Raw genomic sequence first — 25,666 nt, 5'->3', positions numbered from 1 at the left:
TTGCCGATGTAGTGACCGGCGGCCACACCCATGCCGTAGTTGTCGCCACCGATCCAGGTCCGGTACGACAGCTTGTCGGGGAAGACCCGGTCGAGATTGATCACCGGGATACCCGCGTCCATCGCCTGCCGCGCCACCTGGTTCAGCTGCTCACCGTCGTTCGGCAAAATCACCAGAACATTGACCTTCGCCTGGATCAGCGACTCCACCGCCGAGATCTGCTGGTTGATGTCGTTGGTCGGCTCGACCGGCTTCAACTCCACATCGGAGTACTGCTTGGCCGCGTCCGCCGCGTTCTTGCTGATCGCCGCGATCCAGCCGTGGTCGGCCGCCGGCGCGGAGAACCCGATGACGACCTTGTCGCCGGGGGCGTCGTTCCCGCCCGTGGCCGCCGCCGCGGGCGCGGCGGACGCGCTGGCCTGGGCGGCCGGCTCGTTGCTGGTGCACGCGGTGACGAGGGCGCCTGCCCCGAGGGCGGCGCCGCTCACCAGGAAGCCGCGCCGGCCGACGTTCTTCTTCATATGTTGTCTCCCTTGGAAGCGGGTTATCTGTTTACGGGTCTCAGGTGCGCAGGTTGAGGCTGCGCCGCTGCAGCAGCACGGCGACGACGATGATCAGGCCCTTGGCGACGAGCTGGTCGGCGGTGTTCAGCCCGTTCAGGATGAACAGGTTGGTGATCACGGTGAAGATGAGCAGGCCGAGGATCGACCCGATGATCGTGCCGCGCCCGCCGGTCAGGAGCGTGCCGCCGATGATCACGGCGGCGATGGCGTCGAGCTCGTAGAGGTCGCCGTGCGTGGACGACCCGGTGGTGGTGCGCGCCATGATCAGCGCCGCGGCGATCCCGCAGCACAGACCCGACAGGGCGTACAGCATCAGCGTGTGCTTACGCACGTCGATACCGGCCAGCCGGGCGGCCTCGGGGTTGCCGCCCACCGCGTAGGTCCGCCGGCCGAACGTCGTGCGGTTGAGCACCACCCAGCCGATCAGCACCACCAGCGCGAACACGTACACCAGCAGCGGAAGCCCCAGCACCCGCGTGGTCGACAGGCCGACGATGGCGTCGTTGTCCGGCTGCACCAGCTGCGTGCGCTGGTTCGACATCCGCTGCGCCAGGCCGCGGGCGGCCACCATCATCGCCAGGGTGGCGATGAACGGCACCATCCGGCCGTAGGAGATCAGGAAGCCGTTCAACAGGCCCGCGCCTGTTCCCACCAGCACGGCGCACAAGATCATCACGACCGGCCCATACGCCTGGGTGGCCAGCGTGGTCGCCCACACCGACGCCAGCGCCATCAGCGCCCCGACCGACAGGTCGATGCCACCACCGATGATCACGAACGTGCTTCCGACCGTGATCACGCCGATGGTCGAGGCCAGCGCCAGGACGCTCACGAGGTTGGACGAGGTGGCGAAGTTCTCCGGCTTCGTCACCAGGCCCACGATCGCCAGCAGCACCAGCGCCACGACCAGCCCCAGATGCGGGATCCTGCCCGCCCTGCCGGCCAACGTCATACCGGAGGCGGGTTTTCCGGACTGTGCCCGGGCGGTCGCCTTCTCCTCCACCGCAGGCGTCGCAGAGTCGCTCACGCCGGCCTTCCTTCCATGATCATATCGAGGACCTGGTGTTCGTCGAGGTCCCGGGCGTCGCTCTCGTGAATCACGCGCCCCTCCCGGACGACCAGCACGCGGTCGGCCAGGCCGAGCACCTCGGGAACCTCGCTGGAGACCAGCAGCACGCCGATCCCCTCGTTGGCGAGCTTCCTGATGACGGCGTACAGCTCGGCCCTGGCCCCGACGTCCACTCCGCGCGTCGGCTCGTCCAGCAACAGCAGCTTGCGGTCCTCGGCGAGCCAGCGCCCCAGCACCGCCTTCTGCTGGTTGCCGCCCGACAGCGTCCTGATCGCCCGGCGGGGATCGGCCGGGCGGATGTCCAACGTCTCCGACAGCCGCTTGGCCTCGGCGAACTCGTTCCGCCGGTCGAGCCAGCCCAACCAGCGGGGCTTGGTGTAGCGGCTCAGGCTCGCCAGCGTGATGTTGTGCGCGACCGAGTGATCCAGCAGCAACGCCTGCGCCTTGCGCTCCTCGGGCGCCAGGCCCATGCCCATCCGCACGGCCCGGGTCGTGCTGCCCGGCCGCACCGCCTTCCCGTCGAGCACGACGCGGCCGCCGGCCCGCCGCGCCCCGTAGATCGACTCGATGATCTCGCTGCGGCCCGAGCCGACCAGCCCGGCCAGCCCGACGATCTCTCCGGCCCGGATGTTGAACGACACGTCCGCGAACCGGCTGGGCAGCGTCAGGTTCTCCACCCGCAGCACCTCCGGCCGGCCCTCGTGGGCGCTCCTGTCCGGCCGCGGCGGGAAGACGTACTCGACGTTGCGGCCGGTCATCAGCGCCACGATCTGCGAGGTCGGCGTCTCCTTGGCCGGCAGCCCCACCGCGACCGTGCGCCCGTCCTTCAGCACGGTGACGCGGTCGCCGATCTCCCGGATCTCCTCCAGGCGGTGGGAGATGTAGATCACCGCCACGCCCTGGGTGGCGAGGTCGCGGATCACCCGGAACAGGTTCTCCACCTCGTCATGGGCCAGGGCGGCCGACGGCTCGTCCATGATGATCAACCGGGCCGAGTGCGACAGTGCCCGCGCCATGCTGACGATCTGCTTGTGCGCCGGGGAGAGCCGGCCCACCTCGGTACGCGGGCGGATCTCACCGTGACCCAGCCGCGCGAGCAACTCCGCCGTCGCCCGGTCCGCCTCGGCCCGGCGGGAGAACCCGAAGGTCGCCCGCTCGTGGCCGAGGAAGATGTTCTCGGTGACGCTCAGCCCGTCCACCAGGTCGAGCTCCTGATAGATGGTGGCGATCCCGTGGCCCATGGCCGCGGTCGGCGGTGCCAGCCGTACGGGTGAGCCGTCGAGCAGCACCTCACCCTCGTCCGGCGCGTGGGCACCGGACAAGATCTTGATGAGCGTGGACTTCCCGGCGCCGTTCTGGCCGAGGAGGCAGTGCACCTCGCCGGCTCTGACCTCGAGGTCGACGCCGTCCAGGGCGCGCACGCCGGGAAACTGCTTGACGATTCCTCGCATCTCGAGCAGAGACGCCGAATCGGACGATGACCGCGGCACAGAAGCCTCCTGAGGTGGATGCGGCCGTGGTCCCGCCCGCCTGACGGCGCCGGTTGGCACCACCGCGACGGCACCGAAGTCGGCGTCAACGGTGCCGCTGCGGCTCCGGACAGCCGATCAGGCGGGCAGGACGTTCTGGTGGAGGGAAAAGGGCACGGTGGTCATCCCGCCCGCCTGACCGCATGCGCCATGGCCGCGGCACGCGGGAGGGGCGGGAGTGCGGCGGCTCAGGCAGGACGGTGAAGCGGGCGGGAAGTCTGGCGGGCGGAGAGGGTCAGGTGGGACGGGGGGTACGCGGGGACGGGGCGGCGGACACGCGGGTCCACCACGAGCGGGGCGGATGGGTCATCGAGGGTGCCTCACGCGCCACGATGGCTGGAGTGCCGCGCGATGGCCGTGGAGCCGGACGGGCGCTCGCCGGAGCCGGCATGCCGAGGCCCGGTCTTCTCGACCGGCCCCCGTGCCTGCGGCTCGCTCAACGGCCCTGTCGCGGTCCACGCCACTCCTCGATTAGTTCACATAACTGGCCGAATTAAAAACAGCCTTACTCGGAAGACACAAGGGGAAACCGGTTGCCGCCTTTGTAACGTTCCGGTAACCGCATCACAAATCGACACCGACCTGCGGCGGAACCCGGCGATGCCAACTCGTTACGCGATCTGGGGGTGCGAGGACGGACATGTCCGTGTTACAACCCTGATTAATTGATCTCCGAAACAAACAAAGGGCAGGTGAGGATGACGAACGAGCGGCACCTCACCCGTCCGTCGGGCGGCTCCCCGCCAGCGGGGCCCGCCGCGCTGCGCCGCGCGAACCTCTCGACGGTACTGCGTGAGCTGCGCGATCACACCTCGCTGTCCCGCGCCGACATCGCGGACGCGACCGGGCTGCATCGGGCCACCGTCTCCAACATCATGGCCGAGCTTCTCGAACGGCGGCTGGTGCGGGAGGTCGGCGTCGAGCACGTGGGCGCCGTCGGACGCCCCCGGCGGGCGGTGGCGCTGCACGGCGCGCACGTCGGCGCCCTGGGGATGGAGATCAACGTGGACTACATCGCGGTCCACGGCACCGACCTCGGCGGCCGGCTCCTGGTCGAGCGCCGGGTGGTCTTCGACACGATGGGCAGCTGCCCGGACAGCGCGGTGCGCCGGCTCGGGCTCGTGGCCAGGGACGCCGTGGAGACGATGACGCGGACCGGCGCCATCCCCGCCGGCATCGCGGTGGCCGTGCCCGGTCTCGTGGACGTGGCGCGCGGTGTCGTGACGCTCGCACCGAACCTCTACTGGCGGGAACTGCCGCTGGCGGAGCAGCTTTCGGCGATGATCGGCCCGCTCCGCATTCCGGTGCGGGTCGACAACGACGCCAACCTCGCCGCGCTGGCCGAGTTCACGTCGGGGGTCGCCGCGGGCACACCCGACCTGGTCTACCTCACCGGCGAGGTGGGCGTCGGCGGCGGCATCATCTCCGGCGGCAAGCTTCTGCGCGGAGCGGACGGCTTCTCCGGAGAGGTCGGGCACCTGCCGGTCGACCCGAACGGCGACCAGTGCGGCTGCGGCCGCACCGGCTGCTGGGAGACCAAGGTCGGTCTGGCCGCGCTCGTCCGCGCGGCCATGCCCGAGCAGGCGTACGGACTGCCCGGCATGCCGGTTCCCGACCCCGGCGAACGAGTCACCGACATCGCCAGGGGCCTGGCCTCCGGCGACCGGCGCATGATGCAGGCGGTCGCGCAGGTCGGCCACTGGCTCGGGCTCGGCGGCTCGATCGTGGCCAACCTGTTCAACCCCCGGGTGATCGTCATCGGCGGCTACTTCGCCTCACTGGCCGAGTGGCTGCTGCCGCACGCGCAGGAGCAGCTGGAGCGGCTCGTGGTGGCCGCCCCTGCCGCGCAGTGCCGATTCGTCGCCTCCACACTCGGCTTCGGCGCCGCGTCCCGCGGCGCCGCGAGCATGGTGATCAACCAGATCATCGACGACCCGACCACGATCATGGACTCATTACCCAGGCCGGCACGCTGCTGACGGCCCCACAGACCTGGAGACGGCACCCTCCAGCCCCCGCAATATCCGCTACAAACCAAGTGGCAACAAGCGCGGCGGCGCGCGCCTTGCCTGACGGCCCCCCGGTCAGGAAAGGGTTTTCCATGTCACCACGTCCTCGTACGTGGGCCAGACTGCTCAACGCGGTCCTGCCAGCAAACGGACGACGTCCGAAACGTCGAACCGCAGCGGCGATGGCTCTCGCCCTCGCCACTCCCCTCATCACGCTCCTACCGACGCCGGCGAGCGCCTCGGCCACCGCGGCGGCGGCCGAGCCCGCCTTCAAGGTCCTGGTCTTCTCCAAGACCACCGGCTTCCGGCACGACTCGATCCCCGATGGCATCGCGGCCGTGCAGAAGCTCGGCCAGGACAACAACTTCGCGGTCGACACGACCGAGGACAGCGCGCTGTTCACCGACGCGAACCTGGCCAACTACCAGGCCGTGGTCTTCATGTCCACGACCGGTGACCCGGTGGCCACACAAGATCAGAAGGACGCCTTCCAGCGCTACATCGAGAAGGGCGGCGGCTTCGTGGGCGTCCACGCCGCCGCCGACAGCGGATACAACTGGGCCTGGTACGGCAAGCTCGTCGGGGCGTACTTCAAGCAGCACCCGGCGATCCAGCAGGCCACGGTGAAGGTCGAGGACCCGGCGCACCCCTCGACGAAGGGCCTGCCGACGACCTGGTCCCGTACCGACGAGTGGTACGACTACCAGTCCAACCCGCGTGGCACGGTCCACGTGCTGACGTCGATGGACGAGAAGTCCTACACCGGCGGCACCATGGGTGCCGACCACCCGAACACGTGGTGCCAGGACTACGACGGCGGCCGCTCGTGGTACACCGGCCTCGGCCACCAGAAGGAGAACTACAGCGAGGCGAACTTCCTGAAGTTGCTGCTCGGCGGCATCCAGACCGCCGCCGGCGCGGTCAAGGCCGACTGCTCGGCCTCGCAGAGCAGCGGCTACAACAAGGTGGAGCTGGACAGCGACACGTCCAACCCGATGATGCTGGACGTCGCCAAGGACGGCCGGGTCTTCTACATCGACCGTCTCGGCGACGTCAAGATCATCAAGCCGAGCGGCGGCAGCGTGACCGCGGCGCACATGAACGTGTTCACCGCCAACGAGAGCGGTCTGCTCGGCATGGCGCTGGACCCCGGGTTCGACACGAACAAGTGGATCTACCTCTACTACTCGCCCGCGGGCTCGGAGAACGTCGACCGGCTGAGCCGGTTCACCGTCACCGGGGACACCCTGGACCTGGCGAGTGAGAAGAAGATCATGGACGTGCCGGTGCAGCGGGCCGAGTGCTGCCACCACGGCGGCGGCATGGTGATAGACCCCAAGACCGGCAACCTCTGGCTGGGCACGGGCGACAACACCAACCCCTTCAACTCCGACGGCTTCGCGCCGCTCGACGAGCAGTCGGGCCGCTCGAGCTGGGACTCCCAGCGCAGCGCGGGGAACACCAACAGCCTGAGCGGCAAGCTGCTGCGCATCCACCCCGAGACCGACGGCACCTACACCGTCCCGTCGGGCAACCTGTTCGCCCCGGGTACGGCCAAGACCAGGCCGGAGATCTACGGCATGGGCTTCCGCAACCCGTTCCGGATCGGCATGGACCCCAAGACCGGCAACGTGATGCTGGGCGAGTACGGCCCCGACTCCAACTCCGCCAGCGCCACGCGTGGCCCGCAGAACACGGTGGAGTGGAACCTCATCTCCAAGCCGGGCAACTACGGCTGGCCGTACTGCATCGGCAACAACACCCCGTACATCGACTACGACTTCGCCACCAAGCAGTCGGGGGCGGCGTTCAACTGCGCGGCTCCGGTCAACAACTCGCCGAACAACACCGGCCTGACCAACCTGCCGCCGGTGATCCCGGCCACGGTCTGGTACCACTACGCCGCCGACCCCAACAACTTCCCGGAGCTGAGCGGCGGCGCCCCGATGGGCGGCCCGGTCTACCGCTTCAACGCCGACAGCACGTCGACGAACAAGTGGCCGGCGTACTGGGACGGCAAGGCCATGTTCGGTGAGTGGAACAACAACGCCATGTGGTCGTTCCAGCTCAACGAGGACGGCACCAAGCTCGTCGAGATGAACCGGATCCTTCAGACCCTGAGCTTCAAGAAGCCCATGGACATGAAGTTCGGTCCCGACGGCGCCCTCTACCTGATCGAGTGGGGCTCGGGCTTCGGCGGCGACAACGCCGACTCCGGCGTCTACCGCATCGACTACACCAAGGGCGTCCGTCCCCCGACGGCGCGGGTCACCGCCGACAAGACCGACGGCCCGGCGCCGCTGACCGTCCAGTTCAGCAGCGACGGCTCGCGCGACCCCGACGGCAAGGCCATCACCTACGCCTGGGACTTCGACGGTAACGGCACGACTGACTCCACCGCCGCCAACCCCACCTTCACCTACACCCAGGCCGGCGAGTTCAACGCGGTTCTCACCGTGACGAACTCCGACGGCCTGACCGGTAAGGCGAGCGTGACCATCAACGCGGGCAACACCAAGCCCGAGGTCAAGGTGGAGCTCCCGCCGAACGGCGCGTTCTTCGAGTTCGGCGACCAGGTGAAGTTCAAGGTCACCGTCACCGACGCCGAGGACGGCACGGTCGACTGCAGCAAGGTGCAGATCCAGTCCATCCTGGGTCACGACAGCCACGGCCACCCGCTCGACCAGACGACCGGCTGCGAGGCCGTCGTGCAGACCGCAATGTCCGGCCACGGTGAGTACGACAACCTGTTCTACGTCATCGAGGCCAGCTACACCGACAAGGGCGCCGGGTCGGCCAAGCCGCTCACCGGGCGGGGGCAGGTCATCCTGCAGCCCAAGCGCAAGCAGGCCGAGCACTACAGCGCGACCGGCCGTATCACGGGCGGCACTGGCACCGACGCCGCGGGCGTCACGGCCGAGGACACGACCGACAGCGCGGGCGGCAACAAGAACATCGCCAACATCCAGGACGGCGACTGGTGGTCGTTCGACCCGATCAACCTGACCAACATCAGCGCGATTCGGTTCAGGGTCTCGTCGAACACCACCGGCGGTACCATCCAGGTCCGGCAGGGCGACCCGGCGACCGGGACGCTCATCGGCTCCGTCGACGTGGCCAACACCGGCGGCTGGCAGACGTTCAAGGACGTCACGCTGAACCTGACCAACCCGCCGGTCACGAGCGGCCCGCTGTACTTCGTCGTGCGCAAGCCGGCGAGCGCGGCGAACGACGCCTTCCTGCTCAACTTCAACTGGGTCGACTTCGTCGGCAAGGGCGCCTCGGAGAACCAGCGTCCGACGGTGTCGGTGGCCGCCAACGCCACCACCGGTGTCGCGCCGCTGAAGGTGGACTTCACCACCACCGCCAGCGACCCCGAGGGTGACGCTCTCACCTACAAGTGGGACTTCGGGGTGAACGGCGCGCCGCAGCCGACCACGGCCAACGCGAGCTACACCTACACAGCGCCGGGCACCTACACCGCCGTGGTGACGGTGACCGACGCCAAGGGCGCCGCAACCAGCGCTCAGGTGCAGATCAAGGTGGACGCACCGGCCACGGTGTGCTTCTCCGGACGTTCCGACGACTTCCTGGGCACCCAGCTCGACCGTGACCGCTGGTCGGTCATCCGGGAGAACCAGGACCTCAAGGTCGTGGACGGCAAGCTCATCATCCCGACCTCGGCCACCGACATCTACCAGACGACCAACAACACGCCGAACATCGTCGTGCAGCCGGCGCCGTCGGGTGCCTGGACCGCCACCGCCAAGCTCACGCTGAGGGCGACCGACGCGTACCAGCAGGCGGGCCTGGTCATCTACGGCGACGACGACAACTACGCCAAGATGGTGCTCGAGGGGCGGTCGACCTCGGCTTCCGACCACGCCAGCCGCGTCTTCCAGCTCATCCGGGAGGACAAGGGCGCCCCCAACGAGGTGACGGCGAGCAACACGGCCAACCTCGGGGACGCCTACCCCGACACGGTGTACGTGCGGTTCATCAGTGACGGCACCAACATCACCGCGCACTACTCCTCGGACGGCACCAACTTCACGGCGATGCCGGAGACCAAGCCGCTCGCCGGGATCACCAACCCGAAGATCGGCCTGATCTCGCTGGCCGGGGCCAACCACCCGGTGGTGGACGCGGCCTTCGACTGGTTCCAGATCACGCCGGACGACAAGGCCACCGCGCCGACGCCGGACGACGACTTCAACGGCAGCTCGCTCGACCTCTGCCGCTGGAGCGACAACGTGCGCTACGACGCGACGGCCGCTCGGGTGACCGGTGGCAACCTGGAGCTCGACACCACGACGGGTGACATCTACGGGACCACGAACAGCGGCCCGAAGAACTTCATCCTGCAGACGGCGCCGGGCGGCGACTGGACGCTGGAGACCAAGGTGGACGCCTCGGCCCTCAGCGAGCAGTACCAGCAGGGCGGCCTGATGGTCTACGGCGACGACGACAACTACGTGAAGTTCGACTTCCTGACCACCAACGCCGCAGGGTCGACGGTGGCGCGGACGATCGAGCTGCGCAGCGAGGTCGCCGGCACCGTGCAGAACCCGCAGCCGCAGGTGAACAACCTCACCGCCGGTCCGTATTGGCTGCGCCTGAAGAAGGTGGGAGACAGCTTCACCGGCTCCTACTCCTCCGACGGCACCACCTGGACCGACCTGGCCACCAACGGCACGGTCGCGGTGGTGAAGAACAGCGCCGTGGCGAACGCGTCGAAGGTCGGTGTGTACACCATCGGCACCAACCAGGCGGCGGCCAAGACGGTCAAGTTCGACTACTTCAAGCTGACCAAGGCGGGAAGTGCGGACAAGACCGCTCCGGTGACGACGGCGACGACCGACCCGGAGCAGCCGGCGGGCGGCTCGTTCACCGGTCCGGTCACGGTCACGCTCAAGGCGGTCGACGAGACCGGCGGCAGCGGGGTCGACAAGACCGAGTACTCGCTGGACGCCGGTGACTGGGCGGCCTACACCGCTCCGGTGACCGTCTCGGGCGACGGGCAGCACGCGCTGCGCTACCGCTCGACCGACAAGGCCGGCAACGTCGAGGAGATCAAGACGCTCACGCTGACCATCTCCACGGCGTCCACGCCGGAGGTCAAGCTGACTGTCACCGCCTCCTCCCGCTGCGTCGGCACCTCGGCGTACGTGGCCGTGACGGCCGTCAACGGCGCGACCGTGCCGGCGACCGTGACGCTGACGACCCCCTTCGGTACGAAGACCGTGGCCGATGTGGCCCCGGGCAAGCAGGCGTACCAGTCCTTCAACACCCGGGCCGGCCAGGTTGCCGCAGGCACGGCGACCGTGAAGGGGACCGCGACGATCGATGGCAAGGAGGTCACCTCCTCCTACGACGCCGCTTACACCGCGATCAGCTGCGGCTGATCGCACCGGCGGTGACCACGGTCAACGCTTAGCGGACACCGCCACAGCAGAACCGGGGCCGGCCGGCCGATCAGCCGGCCGGCCCCGCCCCCCTAAATGGAGCGAACACATGAAAATCAACAGAACTACCCAGATACTCGCCGCGTCGGTGCTCGGCCTCGCGCTCGCCGGCGTGAGCGGTCCCGCGATGGCGGACGACGCCCCCGACGACGGCATCGACGTGTCGGTGACCATCGAGCCCACCACCGGCACCGGTCAGGTGTCGATGACCGTGGCGGACAACAGCGGAGTGTCCCTCACGGAGAACGGGACCAACGCCACCGCCCGCCAGTTCGTCGGCACCCTGCCGACGGTCACGGTGACCGACACCCGCCGTCCCGAGGACATCCCCGCCGGTGACTTCTGGGCGGTCGTCGGCCAGGCCAGCCAGTTCGCCGCGACCGGCAATCCCGCGGCGACCATCGGGCCCGAGTACCTGGGATGGAAGCCGAAGCTGCTGAGCGACACCACCACCGGTGCCGTGTCGGCCGGTGAGCCGGTCTCCAGCGTCATCTCCGACGGCACCGGAGCCCCCACCGTGGGTCTCAAGGGCCAGGAGCTGCTCGTCTCGACCGCGAACTCGGCTGACGAGATCGGCACCTGGCAGGTCAACGCCGACCTCGCACTGCGGGCTCCGGTCGACGTCGCCGCCGGTGAGTACCACTCGACCCTGACCCTTTCGCTGTTCAACCAGTCCTGAGCCATAGGCAGGAAGCCACAGCCAGGTGTGTGGTCCGGGCCGTGTGAGCGTTTCGCACACGGCCCGGACGCCCACGATGAGACAGGAGACACCTTCGTTGACCAAGAGCCGTTCGCGGGGCGTCCTCATCCGCCTCGCCATGCTTCCCGCTGTCGGCGCGACCGTCCTGGTCACCTTGGTCGCCCTGATCGCATTCGCCACCCCGTCCAACGCCGACACCACCTGGTCGGTCGTGCCGGCCGACGCCAACGGTCCCGACGGCCGCCGCGTCATCGACATCGAGCTCCCCGGCGGGCAGCAGGTGACCGAGCACATCGCCGTCACCAACCGCTCCACGCAGCCGGTCGACTTCGCGATCGACGCCAACGACGGCTACCTGACCGCCAAGGGATACTTCGACATGCGGCCCTCGGACGCCAAACCGGCCGACGGCGGCGCGTGGATCCAGGTCCCGGACAAGGTGACCATCGCCGCCGGGGCCACCGCCGTCGTGCCCGTGCAGGTCTCGATACCCCAGAACGCGACGCCGGGGGATCACCCCGCGGGCGTGACCGCGTCCGTGGACACGATCTCCGGTCAGGTGCGGGTCCAGAACCGGGTGGGCGTCCGGCTGAACATCCGCGTGTCCGGCACCTACGCGGCGAAAGTCACCGTGACCGGCGTCCGGGCCGAGTACGGGTGGTCGTGGAACCCCTTCGCAGCGGGCACCGTCGACGTGACGTACACCGTCGCCAACACCGGCAACGTCCGGCTGGCCCCGGACTCCCGGATCCTGACCTCCACATTCGCCGGCGAGAGCGGCTGGAACGACACGTCCGACGCCAAGGCCCGCGAGATCATGCCGGGCGGCAGCCGCACGTTCACCGCGCGGGTGGCGGGCACCTGGCCGATGGGGCTGATCACCACGACGGTGACGGCGATCCCCTCGCCCGCGGGTAAGCCGCTCCCCGGCGTCACCGCCGACCGGGTGTCGACCGTCGCCACGGTGTGGGCGTTGCCGTGGCCGCAGCTCGCCGTCCTCGCCCTCCTCATCGGCGTCTTCCTCGCCATCCGGATCACCGGCGCCCGGCGCCGCAGGCGTATGGAGAGGCTGGTCATCCTCAACGGCCGGGGTTCGCCTCTCGGTGCGTGAGCACCGCGGCGCGCGAACGGACCGGCCGCCCCCGCGACACGTCTCGTGGGCACCCCCAATCCACCCGATCGGCAACAACTTCTCCTCAGGAGGTGGCGAGCATCAAGCGATCACCCGGACGACCGGCGCCGGTCCGGCAACCTGTCCGGCAGCCGGCCCCGCCCCCGGCCCGGAGCCGGGCGCTCGGCCTCGTGGCCGCGTTCGTCGTCGGCGCGCTCGTCTCCGGCGGCCTGGTGTTCTGGACGAGCCGGCCGAGCTCGGTCGAGCAGATGGCCGACCGGATCCGCACCGAATCCGCCCTCCGGGACAAGACGCAGATCAAGACCCTGACCGAGCTGGCCCGCACCACCGGCGACCGGCTGGCCCCCGTGCTCGACGGGCTGGACCGGGCCATGCCCGCCGACGGCACCGCCGGACCGGCCGCGGTGACCGCCGCCGACGTCGAGAACTGGAAGAAGGCGGCCGCCGCCGCGGTCAGCGGCTTCGCCGACCCGCCTTCCGGCGAGACCGCCACCAACGTGGCGAGGTCGAGTCTCGCCTCAGCCGTACGGCAGATCGCCACGACCGTCGACACCTACGCGGCCGCGCGGAACCTCGCCGGACCGGCCCGGACCACCGCCGTGGACCTGGCCGTCCGGCAACGCGCCGACGCGCTCTTCACCTGGTCGGTCGGGGCCACCGCCCTGGACGCCGTGAACGTCGACGCGGGCTACGGGCACCAGCACGTGTTCCTGCCGACATCACCCGGTGACGGGGCACTCACCCCGGACACCGAACCCGAGGGGAGTCACGACTCGTGAACAAGGCATTGACATACATCCTCACCGCCCTGCTGGCCGGGCTCATGCTGGTGCTCGCCGCACCGGCGGCCTCCGCCCACAACGGGGCGATCAAGCTGGAGGTGACCGGGGACGGCGACCACAACGTCAACGTGCTGGCCACGTACAAGAAGGACGGCCATCCCGTCACGGAGATCGTCGTGGCGACGCTGGTCGCGACCTCCGCCGACGGCCGCTCCTTCGGGCCGGTGCCGCTCAGGTCGTCGCCGGAGGGCCAGAACCTCTACCACGCCGCCGACCCGCTGCCGGCCGGCGAGTGGAAGGTCACCGTGAAGGCGACCGAGCCCACCAAGGCGAGCAAGACGGTGACAGTGAAGGCGGGAGCGATCACCCTGCCCCAGTCGTCGGCCACCGGCCAGGCCGCGTCACAGGAAGCGGCGGCGGACGGGACGTCGGCCGCGTCCGCGCAGGACGCCGAGGAGGCCGGTGACTCGGCGGGCATGCCCCTCAAGATCGGCATCATCGTCGTCGCGGCGGTGATCGCCGTCGCGGGCTGGATCGTCCTCGCCCGTCGCAGGAGTCTGTACACCCGGCGCTGAGCGCGGCGCCGCCCGAACGCCCTGACGGCCCGGAGGGAAGGACCCGGGGGAAAGGCGCCGCAGGGGAAGCACGGGAGGTCCCGGCGGGCGTTCGGGCGGCCTGGGGACGCTCCGGCCGGTCAGGAACCGGCCGGAGCGAAGATCCCGAAAAGGTTGCCGGACGTGTCGTGGAGATAGGCGAAGTCGGGGCCGCCCCCGTGGCCCACAACCTCGCTGAGCACCTTCCCGCCCAGCGCCTCCACCTTCCGGCAGGTCTCGGTCACGTCGCGCACCAGGACGGTGAAGACGGCGTGGCCGGGCATCTCGCCACCGGTGCCGAACACCCCGCCACGCGGCTCGTCGTCACCGTCGTCGCTGATGATCCGGTAGTCCATTCCGACGGCCGCCGAGCCCTCGTCGGTCCGGAACCGCCAGCCGAACAGGTCGCCGTAGAACCGCTGGACACCGTCGGGATCGTCACTCGCGATCTCGAACCAGGCGACGGTGTTGACGGCGGGGGCGGCGGGACTGCTCATCGTCGTTCTCTTTCTCTGTGGCCCGCTCACCCTCCGTGCCGGCGGCACGGCGGGCGGCGGGCGGCGGGACGGGCCGGGGAAGGCGCCGGGCGGACCGTGGCCGGTCCGTCGTCGCGCGAGTCGTCGCGCGGGTGTTGTCGCGTCGGTTGTCACGTCGGTTGTCGCGTGGGGAGAGCCTTTCGCCCCCCGGCGACACCCCCCTGTCGGTGTTTTCCGGATTTCGCGAACACTTTTTCGAAACCTCGCTCAGTCCAGCACCGGTGTCCGAGCGATCATGTCCGGCACTCCGGCGTCGAACGCCTCCAGGGGCCGGCCGGGCACCGGCTCCTCCGTGAGGACGGCCTCGGCGATCCGGTCGAGCCGGAAGACGCGGACGGCGTCGCGCAGCCGGCACCAGGCCACCAGATACCACCAGCCGCTCCGCCCGCCGACGAACGCCCCGGGCTCCACCTCCCTGGTCGTCGGCACGCCCTGCGCGTCGCCGTACCGCATGCGTAAGACGACGCCCTTGAGCAGGGCCTCCTCGATGACCCGGCCGATCGACCCGGTGTATCGGGACTCCGGCTCGTCCTCGATGAGGATCTGCACGCGGGCGGCCAGTTGCCGGGCCCGCTCCCCCTCCGGGCCGGGCATGGCGGCGACGAGCTTGCGCAGCGCGCTGCGCGCCTCGTCGGCGAAGGGCTGCTGCTCTGTGCGGCTGAGGGCGATCGCCACCGCCACGGCCTCGGCGGGAGTGAAGTTGAGCGGGGGAAGGGACATGCTCTTCTCCAGCGCGTAGCCTCCCCGGCGCCCGATCTCCGCGTAGATGGGCACGCCGGCCTCCTGCAGCGCGCCGATGTCCCGCTCGATCGTCCGGGAGCTGACCTCGAAGCGCTCGGCGAGCTCGCGCGCGGACCTGCAACGTGGGGAGATCGCACGCAGGTCCTCGACGATCGCGTAGAGCCGTTCGGTACGGTTCACCCCACAGACGCTAGGCCACCCCACCGACATTTCTCGCTGGCCCGTTCGAGTCCCACGCGTTCTTCCCGGTCACGGCAGGAACGGCCCGCGCCGCATCCCCCCGCCGCATCCCGCTCGCCGTCCGCTCTCACGCACCGCCGCGGCGGGCGCGCGACGCCCGGTCACCCGCCGACGGCCTCGGCGAGTTCGGCCAGGCGGTCGCGGCCCGGCTCGGGGAAGCGCTCGTCCATGACCTCGGCCCAGGAGATCCGGTCGAGCCGGAAGACCCGCACGTCCTCGCGAAGCCGGCACCAGGCGACCAGGTACCAGTGGCCTCCCCTGCCGCCGAGGCAGATGCTCGGCTCGACGTCCCGCGTCGTCTCGACGCCCTTGCTGTTGACGTACCGGATCTGGAGCACGTGACGGCCGAGCAGCGCCCTGTCGATCGCCCGCTTCACCGCGTCGGGCCCGGGAAGCACGTATCCGCCCTGGTCGAGCCGGATGGGGACCCCGGCCTCCCTGAGCCTCGCCACGTCGCGCACCACCGTGCTCCTGCTGACTCCGAGGCGCGAAGCCAGCTCACGGGCCGATAAGCGCCCGGCGGATTCCAGCTCCTTCACCAGGGAGTCGCGGCGTTTCATGATGCGAAGTTACGCCGACGACACCGGCCAAAACGGCGCAACACACCTCACTCGGACGCCACAGGACCATCACCCCGACTCGCCCACGGCCGCGCGTTCACCACCCGATCGGGCCCGATGCCGCACAGAGCGGCCCGCTCGCAGCCGAAACGCTGCCAGTCGAGCTGCCCGGGCGCGTGGGCGTCGGAGTCGATCGAGAAGTCGCACCCCATCTCGTACGCCAGCCGGAGCAGGCGCTTGGGCGGGTCGAGCCGATCCGGCCGCGAGTTGACCTCGACGGCCACCCCGAACGTGCGGCACGCCTCGAACACGATCTCGGCGTCGAACGACGACTCCGGCCGCAGGCCGCCCCTGCGCCCGCCCGCCTGGACGATCCGCCCGGTGCAGTGGCCAAGCACGTCGACGTTCGGGTCGGCGATCGCCGTGATCATGCGCCGCGTCATGTCCTCCGCGTCCATCCGCAGCAGCGAGTGGACGCTCGCGACGACGACGTCGAGCCGTTCCAGCAGCTCGGGCTCCTGGTCGAGCGATCCGTCGGCGTTGATGTCCACCTCGATCCCGGTCAGGATCCGGAACGAGCCGCCGTACGACTCGTTCAGCTCCGCCACCACGTCGAGCTGGCGGCGCAGCCGGTCGGCGGACAGCCCCCGTGCGACGGCAAGCCTGGGCGAGTGGTCGGTCAGCGCCAGGTACTCGTGGCCCAGCGCCCGCGCGGCGGCGGCCATCTCCTCGATCGGCGAGCCGCCGTCGGACCAGTCGGAGTGGCTGTGCAGGTCGCCGCGGAGCGCCGCCCGCAGGTCACGGGCGGCGCCGTCCAGGTCGACGTCCCTGGTGTCCTCGAGCCGCCTCAGGTACGTCGGAACGCCGCCCTCCAGCGCCTCGGTGACGGCCAGGGCGGTCACCTTCCCCACGCCCTTGAGCTCGGACAGGCCGCCGGCCCGCGCGAGCCGGACGAGCTCGTCGCGCGGCAGCTCGGCGATGGCCGCGGCGGCGCCGCGGAAGGCGCGGACACGATAGGTCGGCTCGCCCGCGCGCTCCAGCAGGAAGGCGATCCTCTTCAGAGCCTCGACCGGGTCCACACCGGCACGCTACCTCGCGGACGGGAGGCCTGGCGGGGAACCCCGCCGGGGCCTGTCTCGTTCGTCCAACCAGGCGGTAATGTGTCCCGACTTCGACAGCAGGAGCCCCATGCCCGAACCCGAGGAGCGCCCCTCCACGCCGCCGGCCGCTCCCCCCGGCCCTCCCGGTCCCCCTGGTCCCCCAGGTCGCCACCCGATGGCCATGGGCGCGCCCGGGCCGCGCCCCGGGGCGCCGCAGCCGGCGAAGAGCTCCAAGTCGTCCACCGCTATCAAGCTGGGCACCCTGGGCGTGCTGTCGACGCTGGTGGTCGGCTTCTGCGCGGCCCAGGAGAGCTACGACGAGGTCGGAGCGGACTGCGTCGACATGTCCAGCCGCCAGGCCGACGGGTCCTACGCCGTCGTCGACGACGACCTGTGCGACGACACGCGTCACTACTACGGCTCGCACGGCGCGTACGGGTGGTACTACGGCGGCAGCCGCGTCGCCGGGCGCGTCCTGCGCGGCACCACGGTCAAGCCCGCCGACGCGAAGATCACAACCCGGTCGGGCCGGGTCGTGCAGCGCGGCGGGTTCGGCTTCCACTCGGGCGGCGGCGGCTGACCGGTGCGCAGGGAAAGCTCGACGCCCAGAGACGGCTGGCCCGCCGTCATCGAATCGCAGGGGCTCGCGTTCCACCGGTCGGCCCACCCGGAAGGCCTGTCACGGCCGTACTGGGACGAGAGCGTCCACTACGTCTTCACCATGGACGAGGTCCTGGAGCTGGAGGCCCAGGTCGAGGAGCTGCACGCCATGTGCCTGGCGGCCGCCGAGCACATCGTCGCCCACGACCGCCTCGCCGACCTCGCCATCCCGCCCGCCTGCCGTACGGCTGTCGCGCAGTCGTGGCGGCGGCGGGACCCGCACGTGTTCGGCCGCTTCGACCTCCGCTACGACGGCACCGGGCCGGCGAAGCTGCTGGAGTACAACGCCGACACCCCGACGAGCCTGGTCGAGAGCTCGGTCGTGCAGTGGTTCTGGCTGAGGGACGTCTACCCGGACGACGACCAGTGGAACTCCCTCCACGAACGGCTGGTCGACCGCTGGAAGTCCCTCACGCTGCCGACCGGCCCGGTGCACTTCGCCTGGACGAACGCCGACGAGACGGGCGAGGAGGTGATGACGCTCGGCTACCTGCAGGAGACCGCCGAGCAGGCCGGCCTGACCACCGTCGCCGTCGCGATGGAGGACATCGGCTGGGACCCGGTCAACCGGCGCTTCGTCGACATGGAGCACCGGGTCATGCGCACGCTGTGCAAGCTCTACCCCTGGGAATGGATCGTCGCCGAGCCGTTCGGCCCGCAGGCGCTCGCCCAGCAGATCTCGATGACATGGGCCGAGCCGCTGTGGAAGATGCTGCTGTCCAACAAGGCGCTGCTGGCGATCCTGTGGGAGCTCTACCCCGGCCACCCCAACCTGCTGCCCGCCTACCTGGACGGCCCCCGCGAGCTCGCCGGCACGACCGGCTACGTGCGCAAGCCGCTGCTCGGGCGCGAGGGCGCCTCCATGCTCGTGTCCGCCCCGGGAGTGGAGGTGGAGACCGGCGGCGGGTACGGCGCCGAAGGGTTCGTCCACCAGGAGTTCTGCCCGCTGCCCGACTTCGGCGGATGGCGGCCGGTGCTCGGGGCCTGGGTGGTCGGCGACGAGGCCGCGGGGCTCGGCATCCGGGAGACCTCCGGCCTCATCACCGACGACACCTCGTCCTTCGTCCCCCACCGCATCCACGGCTGAAAGCGAACCCCCCATGAACAGCGCAGACTCCACCTCGCTCGGCGACGTGCTCGGCCACGGCGCCCTGGCGATCCTCGCGTACGCCGTCCTCGGCGTGCTCCTGCTCGTCGCCGGGTTCTACGTCGTCGACCTGGCCACACCCGGCAGGCTCAGCAAGGTGATCCGCACCGACCGCAACCCCAACGCGACCCTGCTGGCCGCCTCCAGCCTCGCGGGCGTCGGGCTCGTCGTCGCCGCGTCGATCTGGTCGTCCGGCGGGGCGCTCCAGGAGGGGCTGCTCGCCACGCTCGTCTTCGGGCTCGTCGGCATCGCCGTGCAGACGCTCGGCATGATCGCCTTCGACCGCGTCGCCGGTATCTCGGTGCGCGAGCTCGTCCAGGAGGCGGCCCTCCAGCCGGCCGCCGTGCTCCTCGCCGTGACCCATTTCCTCATCGGGCTCATCACCGCCGTGGCCGTCCTCTAGCCCCGTACGGCACGCGGGGCGTCCCCGCCCGCCACGCCGTGCGACGCGGCCGGGCCGATGACCTGGCACGCTATAGGCGTGAGCGAGCGGGGCGGACGGGTCAAGACGGGCAGGCAGGGCGACGCGGTGGCCGGCGCGGCCGACGAAGGAGGGCCGATGAGCGACAGGATCCGGGAGGACACGGCACGGCGGCTGGACCGGGCGATGGGCAGCCTAGGCACCGCCGCGATGGCCCGGATGGAGGACCAGCTCTCCTGGTACCGCGTGCTGTCGGCGGAGGACAGGTCGTGGGTCGGCCTGGTCGCCCAGGCGGGGATCGCCGCGTTCGTCGAGTGGTTCGGACACGCGGGCGAGGGGCGGCCGACGCCGAGCATCGAGTTCTTCGGCACCGCCCCGCGCGAGCTCAAGCGGAGCGTGTCGCTGCAGCAGACGGTCGACCTGGTCCGCATCGTCGTCGAGGTGGTGGAGGCGCAGGTCGAGGAGCTGGCCGCACCCGGCGGCGCCGAGCTGCTGCGCCACGCCATGCTGCGCTACACGCGCGACGTGGCCTTCGCCGCCGCCCAGGTGTACGCCAGGGAGGCCGAGGCGCGCGGCTCCTGGGACGCCCGGCTGGAGGCGCTCATCGTGGACGCGCTCGTGCGCGGCCAGGTGGACGACGGCCTCCACTCGTGGGCCGCGGCGCTCGGCTGGACGTCGGCGCCGGTCGTCGTCTTCGCCGGACACTCCCCCGACGAGGACCCGCAGACGATCATCGACGGGCTGCGCGACAAGGGCCGCCGCGTGGGATACGAGCTGCTCGCCGGCGTGCAGGGCGACCGGCTGATCGTCATCGTCGGCGGGGCGGACAGCGTCAAGGACGCGGCGCGCAGCGTCGTGCCGCGGTTCGGGCCGGGCCCCATCGTCATCGGCCCCGAGGTCCCGGACCTGCACGCGGCGGCCAGCTCGGCCAGGGCGGCGATCGCCGGGCTGCGCGCCGCCTCCGGCTGGCCGGACGCGCCGCGGCCCGTGCTGGCCGAGGACCTGCTGGCCGAGCGTGCGCTCGACGGGGACGAGGACGCCCGCGCCCAACTTGTGGAGAACGTCTACAAACCGCTGGCCGGTACTCCGCTGCTCGACACCCTGGCGACGTACCTGGAGCAGGGGACCTCGCTGGAGGCGACGGCGCGGCTGCTGTTCGTCCACCCCAACACGGTGCGGTACCGTCTCAGGAAGATCACCGAACTGACGGGGTACCAGCCCACGGAGGGACGGTCCGCATTTACCCTTCAGGTCGGCCTTATACTCGGCCGCCTGTCCGTGGCGTAGTCGGGCCGGTTTAACCGCTGCGACACCGAAACTGTAGGGACCCCACAACACGGCGCCCGTAAAGTTCGTTCGGATCTCTATCAGTGTGGTGAACCTCTACAGGGCAAGGTGGATACGTGCTCGTCATCGTCGCTCCGGGCCAAGGCGCCCAGACCCCAGGCTTCCTGACTCCATGGCTGGAGATCCCCGAATTCCGCGACCGTATCTCGGCGTGGTCGGAGATCGTGGGGCTGGATCTCGCCGCGTACGGGACGACCGCCGGCGCAGACGAGATCCGCGACACCGCCGTCGCCCAGCCCCTGCTGGTGGCGGCCGCCCTGGCGTCGTACGAGGTCCTCGGAGTGCGGCCGGACGTGACGGCCGGGCACAGCGTCGGCGAGTTCGCCGCGGCCGCGATCGCCGGGGTGCTCCACCCCGGTGACGCCCTGGCCCTGGTCCGGGAGCGGGGCCGCGCGATGGCGGACGCCGCCGAGGTGACCGCGACCGGGATGGTGGCGGTGCTCGGCGGGGTCGAGGAGGACGTGCTGGCCGCCATCGACAAGCACGGTCTCACCCCCGCGAACGTCAACGGCGCCGGGCAGATCGTCGCCGGCGGCACCCTGGAGCGGCTGGAGGCCTTCTCGGCCGACCGCCCGGACGGGGTGCGCCTGCGGACCCTGCAGGTCGCCGGCGCCTTCCACACCGCGCACATGGCCCCGGCCGTCGACCGGCTCCGCGAGGCGGTGGCCGCCGTCGCGCCGGGCGAGCCGGCCGTCACGCTGCTGTCCAACGCGGACGGCGCCACGGTCGCCGGAGGCGGCGAGTTCCTCGACCGGCTCGTCCACCAGGTGGCCAACCCGGTGCGGTGGGACTGCTGTATGGCGACGATGAGCGAGCTCGGCGTCACCACGATGATCGAGCTGCTGCCCGGCGGCACGCTGACCGGCCTCGCCAAGCGAGCCCTGCGGGGCGTGCGGACCGTGGCCCTGAAGACCCCTGACGACCTGGACGCCGCCCGAGAGGTGCTCAAGTGAGGCTCAGCCAAGGCGCCCCCGGCGCGCGGATTCTGGCGTTCGGCGGTTACCAGCCGGCGGAGGTGGTCACCAACTACGACCTCTCCCAGCGACTCGACACCAACGACGAGTGGATCCAAAGCCGCGTCGGCATCAAGGAGCGGCGCGTCGCGGGGCCGAACGAGTCCGAGATCGACCTCGCCGTCCAGGCGGGCGGCAAGGCCCTCGCGGCCAGCGGCCTGTCGAGCGGCGACATCGACCTGGTCATCGTGGCGACCTGCACGCTGGAGGCGCAGATCCCCAACGCCGCCGCCCGGGTCGCGCACCGGCTGGGCATCAGGGCCCCCGGCGCCTTCGACGTCAACGCCGCCTGCGCCGGCTTCTGCTACGGCCTGGCCGCCGCCGCGGACGCCGTACGGGCCGGATCCGCCAAGAACGTGCTGGTCGTCGGCACCGAGAAGCTCACCCAGTGGGTCGACTGGGACGACCGTGCGACCGCCGTGATCTTCGCGGACGGCGCGGGCGCGGCCGTGGTCGTCCCCTCCGAGACACCCGGCATCGGCCCCGTCGTCTGGGGCAGCGCCGGCGACAAGTCCGACGCGATCGCCGTCAAGGACCGGGCGTCGTTCCTCCGGCAGGAGGGGCAGACCGTGTTCCGCTGGGCCACGACCGCGCTCCACCCGGTGGCCCGGCTGGCGTGCGAGCGCGCCGGCGTGGACCCCGCCGATCTCGCCGCCTTCGTCCCCCACCAGGCCAACCTGCGCATCATCGAGGCGATCGCCCGCAAGCTGGGCGCCGACGACGCCGTCATCGCCAAGGACATCGTGCTCGCCGGCAACACCTCGGCGGCGTCGATCCCGCTCGCGCTGTCCCGCATGATCGAGCGCGGCGAGGTGCCGTCCGGCGGGCTCGCCCTGCTGCTCGGCTTCGGCGCCGGCCTCACCTACGCCTCCCAGGTAATCGAGATCCCCTAAGGCTTGTACGGCTCGCCGTACAGATCTGGGAACACCCAGAGAACCGTGAATCCACCTCTTTCAAGGAGAAGTCGCGACATGGCATTGACCGAGCAGGAGATCCTCGCCGGCCTTGGCAAGATCGTTAACGAGATCACCGGCATCCCGGCTGCGGAGGTCACCCCGGAGAAGAACTTCGTGGACGACCTCGACATCGACTCGCTCTCGATGGTCGAGATCGCCGTCGCGGCCCAGGACGAGTTCGGCGTCGAGATCCCCGACGACCAGCTCAAGCACCTGAAGACCGTCAAGGACGTCATCAACTTCATCCAGGCCTGACCGCTTCAGGCCTGACCACGGGCGACAGCCCGCGCACCACGCCGCGCCGCGCGCGGCCGCCCGAACGAGCAAGAGGAGTGCAGACAAGTGAGTAATGACCGGGTACGTGTCGTCGTCACCGGGCTCGGCGCGACGACGCCCCTCGGTGGAGACGTCGCATCGACCTGGTCGGCGCTCCTCGACGGGCGGTCGGGCATCCGTACGCTCACCGAGGACTGGGTCGACTTCGTGCCGGTGAAGTTCGCCGGCCTCGCGGCGGTCGACCCCCTTGAGGTCCTCCCCAGGCCGGAGGCCCGGCGGCTGGACCGCGCCGAGCAGTTCGGCTTGATCGCCGCCCGGGAGGCCTGGGAGGACGCGGGCAAGCCGGACGTCGACCCGACGCGGCTCGGCGTCGCGGTCGGCAGCGGCATCGGCGGCATCACGACGATCCTGGCCGCGTACGACACGTTCAAGGAGAAGGGCTGGCAGCGCCTGTCGCCCTTCACCGTGCCGATGCTGATGCCCAACGGGGCGGCCGGCTGGATCAGCATCGAGATCGGCGCGCGGGCCGGGGTGCACTCCCCGGTCAGCGCCTGCGCCACCGGAGCCGAGTCCATCGCGTACGCGATCGACATGATCAAGGACGGCCGGGCCGACGTGGTCGTCGCGGGCGGCACCGAGGCGGCCATCCACCCGCTCAACGTGGGCTCCTTCGCCGCGATGCGCGCGATGTCCACCCGCAACGACGAGCCGCAGCGCGCGTCCAGACCGTTCGACAAGGGCCGGGACGGGTTCGTGCTCGGCGAGGGCGCGGGCATCGTGGTGCTGGAGTCGGAGGAGCACGCGCGGGCGCGCGGCGCCAAAATCTACGCCGTGGCGGCCGGGGCCGGCTACTCGTCCGACGCCCACCACATCGCCCAGCCCGAGCCGTCGGGGGCGGGCATCCGGCTCGCCATCCAGCGGCTGCTGGACAACACCGGGCTCACCGGCGCCGACGTGGTCCACATCAACGCCCACGCGACCTCCACTCCGGCCGGCGACGTCGTCGAGACGATCGCCATCAAGGAGACCATCGGGTCGCACCCGCTGGTGACGGCGACCAAGTCGATGACGGGCCACCTGCTCGGCGGCGCGGGCGGCATCGAGTCGGTCTTCACGATCCTGGCTCTGAACGAGCGCATCGTTCCCGCCACGATCAACGTCGACGACCTGGACGACGGCATCGAGGTGGACATCGTGCGCCACGAGCCGCGCAAACTGCCCGGCGGCCAGATCGCGGCCATCAACAACTCTTTCGGGTTCGGCGGTCACAACGTCGCCGTGGCCTTCACCTCTGTCTGACGAGGAGTCTCGAATGACTGTGCTGGACAACGGGTTGGTGGCCGCTTCCTCCGATACGCCAGAACAGGACCTTCGGGACCCTCTCGTCCGCCTCACCCACCTTCTGGACGAGGGCTCGATCCGGGCCCTGTCGCCGGAGGACAAGAGCGGTGTGCGCGCGGTGGCCGGCCGCGTGGAGGGCGTGCCGGTCGTGGCCTTCTGCAGCGACGCCCGTGTGCAGGGCGGCGCGATGGGCGCGGAGGGCTGCGAGCACATCGTGCACGCCTACGACGTCGCGGTCCGCGAGAGGGTGCCGGTCATCGGCGTCTGGCACTCCGGAGGCGCCCGGCTGGCCGAGGGCGTTGAGTCGCTCCACGCGGTCGGCCGCGTCTTCGCCGCCATGACCAAGGCGTCCGGCCTGGTGCCCCAGATCTCCGTCGTGGTCGGCCCGGCCGCCGGCGGCGCCGCCTACGGCCCGGCCCTGACCGACCTGGTGATCCTCGCCGACAACGGCCGCATCTTCGTCACCGGCCCGGACGTCGTCCGCAGCGTCACCGGCGAGGAGATCGACATGGCCTCGCTCGGCGGTCCCGAGCCGCACAGCAAGCGCAGCGGCGTGGTGCACGTCGTCACCAAGGACGAGGCCGAGGCCCTCCTCAAGGCGCGTCAGCTCGCCGTGCTGCTCGGCCATCAGGGCAGGGTGCACGAGGTCGACGAGGCCGACTTCAGCAGCCTCCTGCCCGACAACCCCCGCCGCGCCTACGACGTGCATCCCCTGGTGAACGGCCTGCTGGACGAGCCGGGCGTGGAGCTCCACCCGAAGTGGGCGCCGAACATCGTCACCACCCTCGGCCGTCTCGGCGGCCGGACGGTCGGCGTCATCGCCAACAACCCCATGCGCCTCGGCGGCTGTCTCGACTCGTCGTCCGCGGAGAAGGCCGCCCGGTTCGTCCGGATGTGTGATGCCTTCGGAGTGCCTCTCGTGGTGCTGGTCGACGTGCCCGGCTACCTGCCCGGCGTCGGCCAGGAGCACGACGGCGTCGTACGGCGGGGGGCGAAGCTGCTCCACGCGTTCGCCGAGGCGTCGGTCCCCCGGGTGACCGTGGTCACCCGCAAGGCCTACGGCGGCGCCTACATCGCGATGAACTCCCGGGCGCTCGGCGCGACCCGCGTCTTCGCCTGGCCGACGACCCAGATCGCGGTCATGGGCCCGGTCGCCGCGGTGCGCGTCCTGAAGCGGCGCGAGATCGCCGCCGCTCCCGAGGCGGAGCGGCCCGCCCTGGAGAACCGGCTCGCGGAGGAGCATGAGAAGGTCGCCGGTGGTCTCGCCCGGGCCATCGACCTCGGCGTCGTGGACGAGGTCATCGAGCCAGGCAAGACCCGCGGCATGATCGCCCGGGTCATCGCCCAGGCCACCCCCGCCCGCGGCGCCCACGGCAACATCCCGCTCTGACCGCCGTACCGGAAGGAGCCGGCTCCCCTCCCGGGGGCCGGCTCCTTCCGGTTTCAGGCGTACGAGCCGTCTCCGGGGCGGAGCGGATCGGTGGGG

The 25,666-nt window shown here is 70.7% G+C and carries 22 protein-coding genes; 15 read left to right on the top strand and 7 right to left on the bottom strand.

What is annotated here, in order from left to right:
• The 3 genes from AB0B72_RS15985 to AB0B72_RS15975 all read right to left on the bottom strand — a co-directional run.
• Nucleotides 1-521: substrate-binding domain-containing protein (locus AB0B72_RS15985; protein WP_367739491.1), on the bottom strand; the 521-nt coding region annotated here is incomplete at its 3' end.
• 40 nt (nucleotides 522-561) lie between these two features.
• Entirely contained in the window at nucleotides 562-1,590 is a 1,029-nt protein-coding gene (locus AB0B72_RS15980) for an ABC transporter permease (protein WP_367739490.1), read from the bottom strand.
• Nucleotides 1,587-3,083 (bottom strand): sugar ABC transporter ATP-binding protein, encoded by a 1,497-nt coding sequence (locus AB0B72_RS15975; RefSeq protein ID WP_367739489.1) that lies wholly within the window; start codon nucleotides 3,081-3,083, stop codon nucleotides 1,587-1,589. The genes AB0B72_RS15980 and AB0B72_RS15975 overlap by 4 nt, the downstream gene beginning before the upstream one ends.
• Before the next feature lie 776 nt (nucleotides 3,084-3,859).
• Between AB0B72_RS15975 and AB0B72_RS15970 the strand changes: the two genes are divergently transcribed.
• From AB0B72_RS15970 to AB0B72_RS15945, 6 genes are all read left to right on the top strand, one after another.
• Nucleotides 3,860-5,140, top strand: a complete 1,281-nt coding sequence (locus AB0B72_RS15970; RefSeq protein ID WP_367739498.1) for an ROK family protein — start codon at nucleotides 3,860-3,862, stop codon at nucleotides 5,138-5,140.
• 212 nt (nucleotides 5,141-5,352) lie between these two features.
• Entirely contained in the window at nucleotides 5,353-10,575 is a 5,223-nt protein-coding gene (locus tag AB0B72_RS15965; protein ID WP_367739488.1) for a ThuA domain-containing protein, read from the top strand.
• 109 nt (nucleotides 10,576-10,684) lie between these two features.
• On the top strand, nucleotides 10,685-11,314 hold the full coding sequence (locus AB0B72_RS15960) for a hypothetical protein (protein WP_367739487.1): 630 nt from the start codon (nucleotides 10,685-10,687) through the stop codon (nucleotides 11,312-11,314).
• Nucleotides 11,315-11,411: 97 nt separating this feature from the next.
• Nucleotides 11,412-12,446: a DUF916 domain-containing protein gene (locus AB0B72_RS15955; protein ID WP_367739486.1), complete on the top strand. Its 1,035-nt coding sequence runs from the start codon at nucleotides 11,412-11,414 to the stop codon at nucleotides 12,444-12,446.
• Between the two features lie 92 nt (nucleotides 12,447-12,538).
• Entirely contained in the window at nucleotides 12,539-13,246 is a 708-nt protein-coding gene (locus tag AB0B72_RS15950) for a hypothetical protein (RefSeq protein WP_367739485.1), read from the top strand.
• Nucleotides 13,243-13,824, top strand: coding sequence for a hypothetical protein (locus AB0B72_RS15945; RefSeq protein ID WP_367739484.1), 582 nt, complete (start codon nucleotides 13,243-13,245; stop codon nucleotides 13,822-13,824). Before AB0B72_RS15950 ends, AB0B72_RS15945 begins: the two co-directional genes overlap by 4 nt.
• A gap of 119 nt (nucleotides 13,825-13,943) precedes the next feature.
• Here the strand turns inward: AB0B72_RS15945 and AB0B72_RS15940 are convergent, their stop codons facing one another.
• The 4 genes from AB0B72_RS15940 to AB0B72_RS15925 form a co-directional block, all read right to left on the bottom strand.
• Nucleotides 13,944-14,339, bottom strand: a complete 396-nt coding sequence (locus AB0B72_RS15940; protein ID WP_367739483.1) for a VOC family protein — start codon at nucleotides 14,337-14,339, stop codon at nucleotides 13,944-13,946.
• Between the two features lie 246 nt (nucleotides 14,340-14,585).
• Nucleotides 14,586-15,299, bottom strand: coding sequence for a helix-turn-helix transcriptional regulator (locus tag AB0B72_RS15935; protein ID WP_367739482.1), 714 nt, complete (start codon nucleotides 15,297-15,299; stop codon nucleotides 14,586-14,588).
• 161 nt (nucleotides 15,300-15,460) lie between these two features.
• Nucleotides 15,461-15,919: a helix-turn-helix transcriptional regulator gene (locus tag AB0B72_RS15930; RefSeq protein ID WP_367739481.1), complete on the bottom strand. Its 459-nt coding sequence runs from the start codon at nucleotides 15,917-15,919 to the stop codon at nucleotides 15,461-15,463.
• Between the two features lie 47 nt (nucleotides 15,920-15,966).
• Entirely contained in the window at nucleotides 15,967-16,998 is a 1,032-nt protein-coding gene (locus tag AB0B72_RS15925) for a PHP domain-containing protein (protein WP_367739480.1), read from the bottom strand.
• 109 nt (nucleotides 16,999-17,107) lie between these two features.
• On the opposite strand from AB0B72_RS15925, the gene AB0B72_RS15920 reads away from it, so the two are divergent.
• From AB0B72_RS15920 to AB0B72_RS15880, 9 genes are all read left to right on the top strand, one after another.
• Entirely contained in the window at nucleotides 17,108-17,599 is a 492-nt protein-coding gene (locus AB0B72_RS15920; RefSeq protein WP_367739479.1) for a hypothetical protein, read from the top strand.
• Nucleotides 17,600-17,602: 3 nt separating this feature from the next.
• Complete coding sequence (locus tag AB0B72_RS15915; RefSeq protein ID WP_367739478.1) at nucleotides 17,603-18,766, top strand: glutathionylspermidine synthase family protein; 1,164 nt, start codon at nucleotides 17,603-17,605, stop codon at nucleotides 18,764-18,766.
• Nucleotides 18,767-18,779: 13 nt separating this feature from the next.
• Entirely contained in the window at nucleotides 18,780-19,229 is a 450-nt protein-coding gene (locus tag AB0B72_RS15910; RefSeq protein WP_367739477.1) for a DUF350 domain-containing protein, read from the top strand.
• 156 nt (nucleotides 19,230-19,385) lie between these two features.
• The gene (locus tag AB0B72_RS15905; protein WP_367739497.1) at nucleotides 19,386-20,534 is read left to right on the top strand and encodes a PucR family transcriptional regulator; all 1,149 of its coding nucleotides are present in this window, start codon (nucleotides 19,386-19,388) and stop codon (nucleotides 20,532-20,534) included.
• 116 nt (nucleotides 20,535-20,650) lie between these two features.
• Nucleotides 20,651-21,547, top strand: coding sequence for an ACP S-malonyltransferase (locus AB0B72_RS15900; protein WP_367739476.1), 897 nt, complete (start codon nucleotides 20,651-20,653; stop codon nucleotides 21,545-21,547).
• Complete coding sequence (locus AB0B72_RS15895; protein ID WP_367739475.1) at nucleotides 21,544-22,500, top strand: beta-ketoacyl-ACP synthase III; 957 nt, start codon at nucleotides 21,544-21,546, stop codon at nucleotides 22,498-22,500. The genes AB0B72_RS15900 and AB0B72_RS15895 overlap by 4 nt, the downstream gene beginning before the upstream one ends.
• Nucleotides 22,501-22,578: 78 nt before the next feature.
• Nucleotides 22,579-22,818 carry an acyl carrier protein gene (locus AB0B72_RS15890; RefSeq protein ID WP_261583919.1) on the top strand — a complete coding sequence of 80 codons (240 nt, stop codon included), beginning with the start codon at nucleotides 22,579-22,581 and terminating at the stop codon, nucleotides 22,816-22,818.
• A gap of 87 nt (nucleotides 22,819-22,905) precedes the next feature.
• The gene (fabF, locus tag AB0B72_RS15885; protein WP_367739474.1) at nucleotides 22,906-24,138 is read left to right on the top strand and encodes a beta-ketoacyl-ACP synthase II; all 1,233 of its coding nucleotides are present in this window, start codon (nucleotides 22,906-22,908) and stop codon (nucleotides 24,136-24,138) included.
• Between the two features lie 13 nt (nucleotides 24,139-24,151).
• Entirely contained in the window at nucleotides 24,152-25,570 is a 1,419-nt protein-coding gene (locus AB0B72_RS15880; RefSeq protein WP_367739473.1) for an acyl-CoA carboxylase subunit beta, read from the top strand.
• The last annotated feature ends 96 nt before the right edge of the window (nucleotides 25,571-25,666 follow it).

The sequence above is a fragment of the Microbispora sp. NPDC049125 genome, assembly GCF_040802045.1.
Taxonomy (GTDB): Bacteria; Actinomycetota; Actinomycetes; order Streptosporangiales; family Streptosporangiaceae; genus Microbispora.
This window is presented reverse-complemented; position numbering and strand designations above follow the sequence as displayed.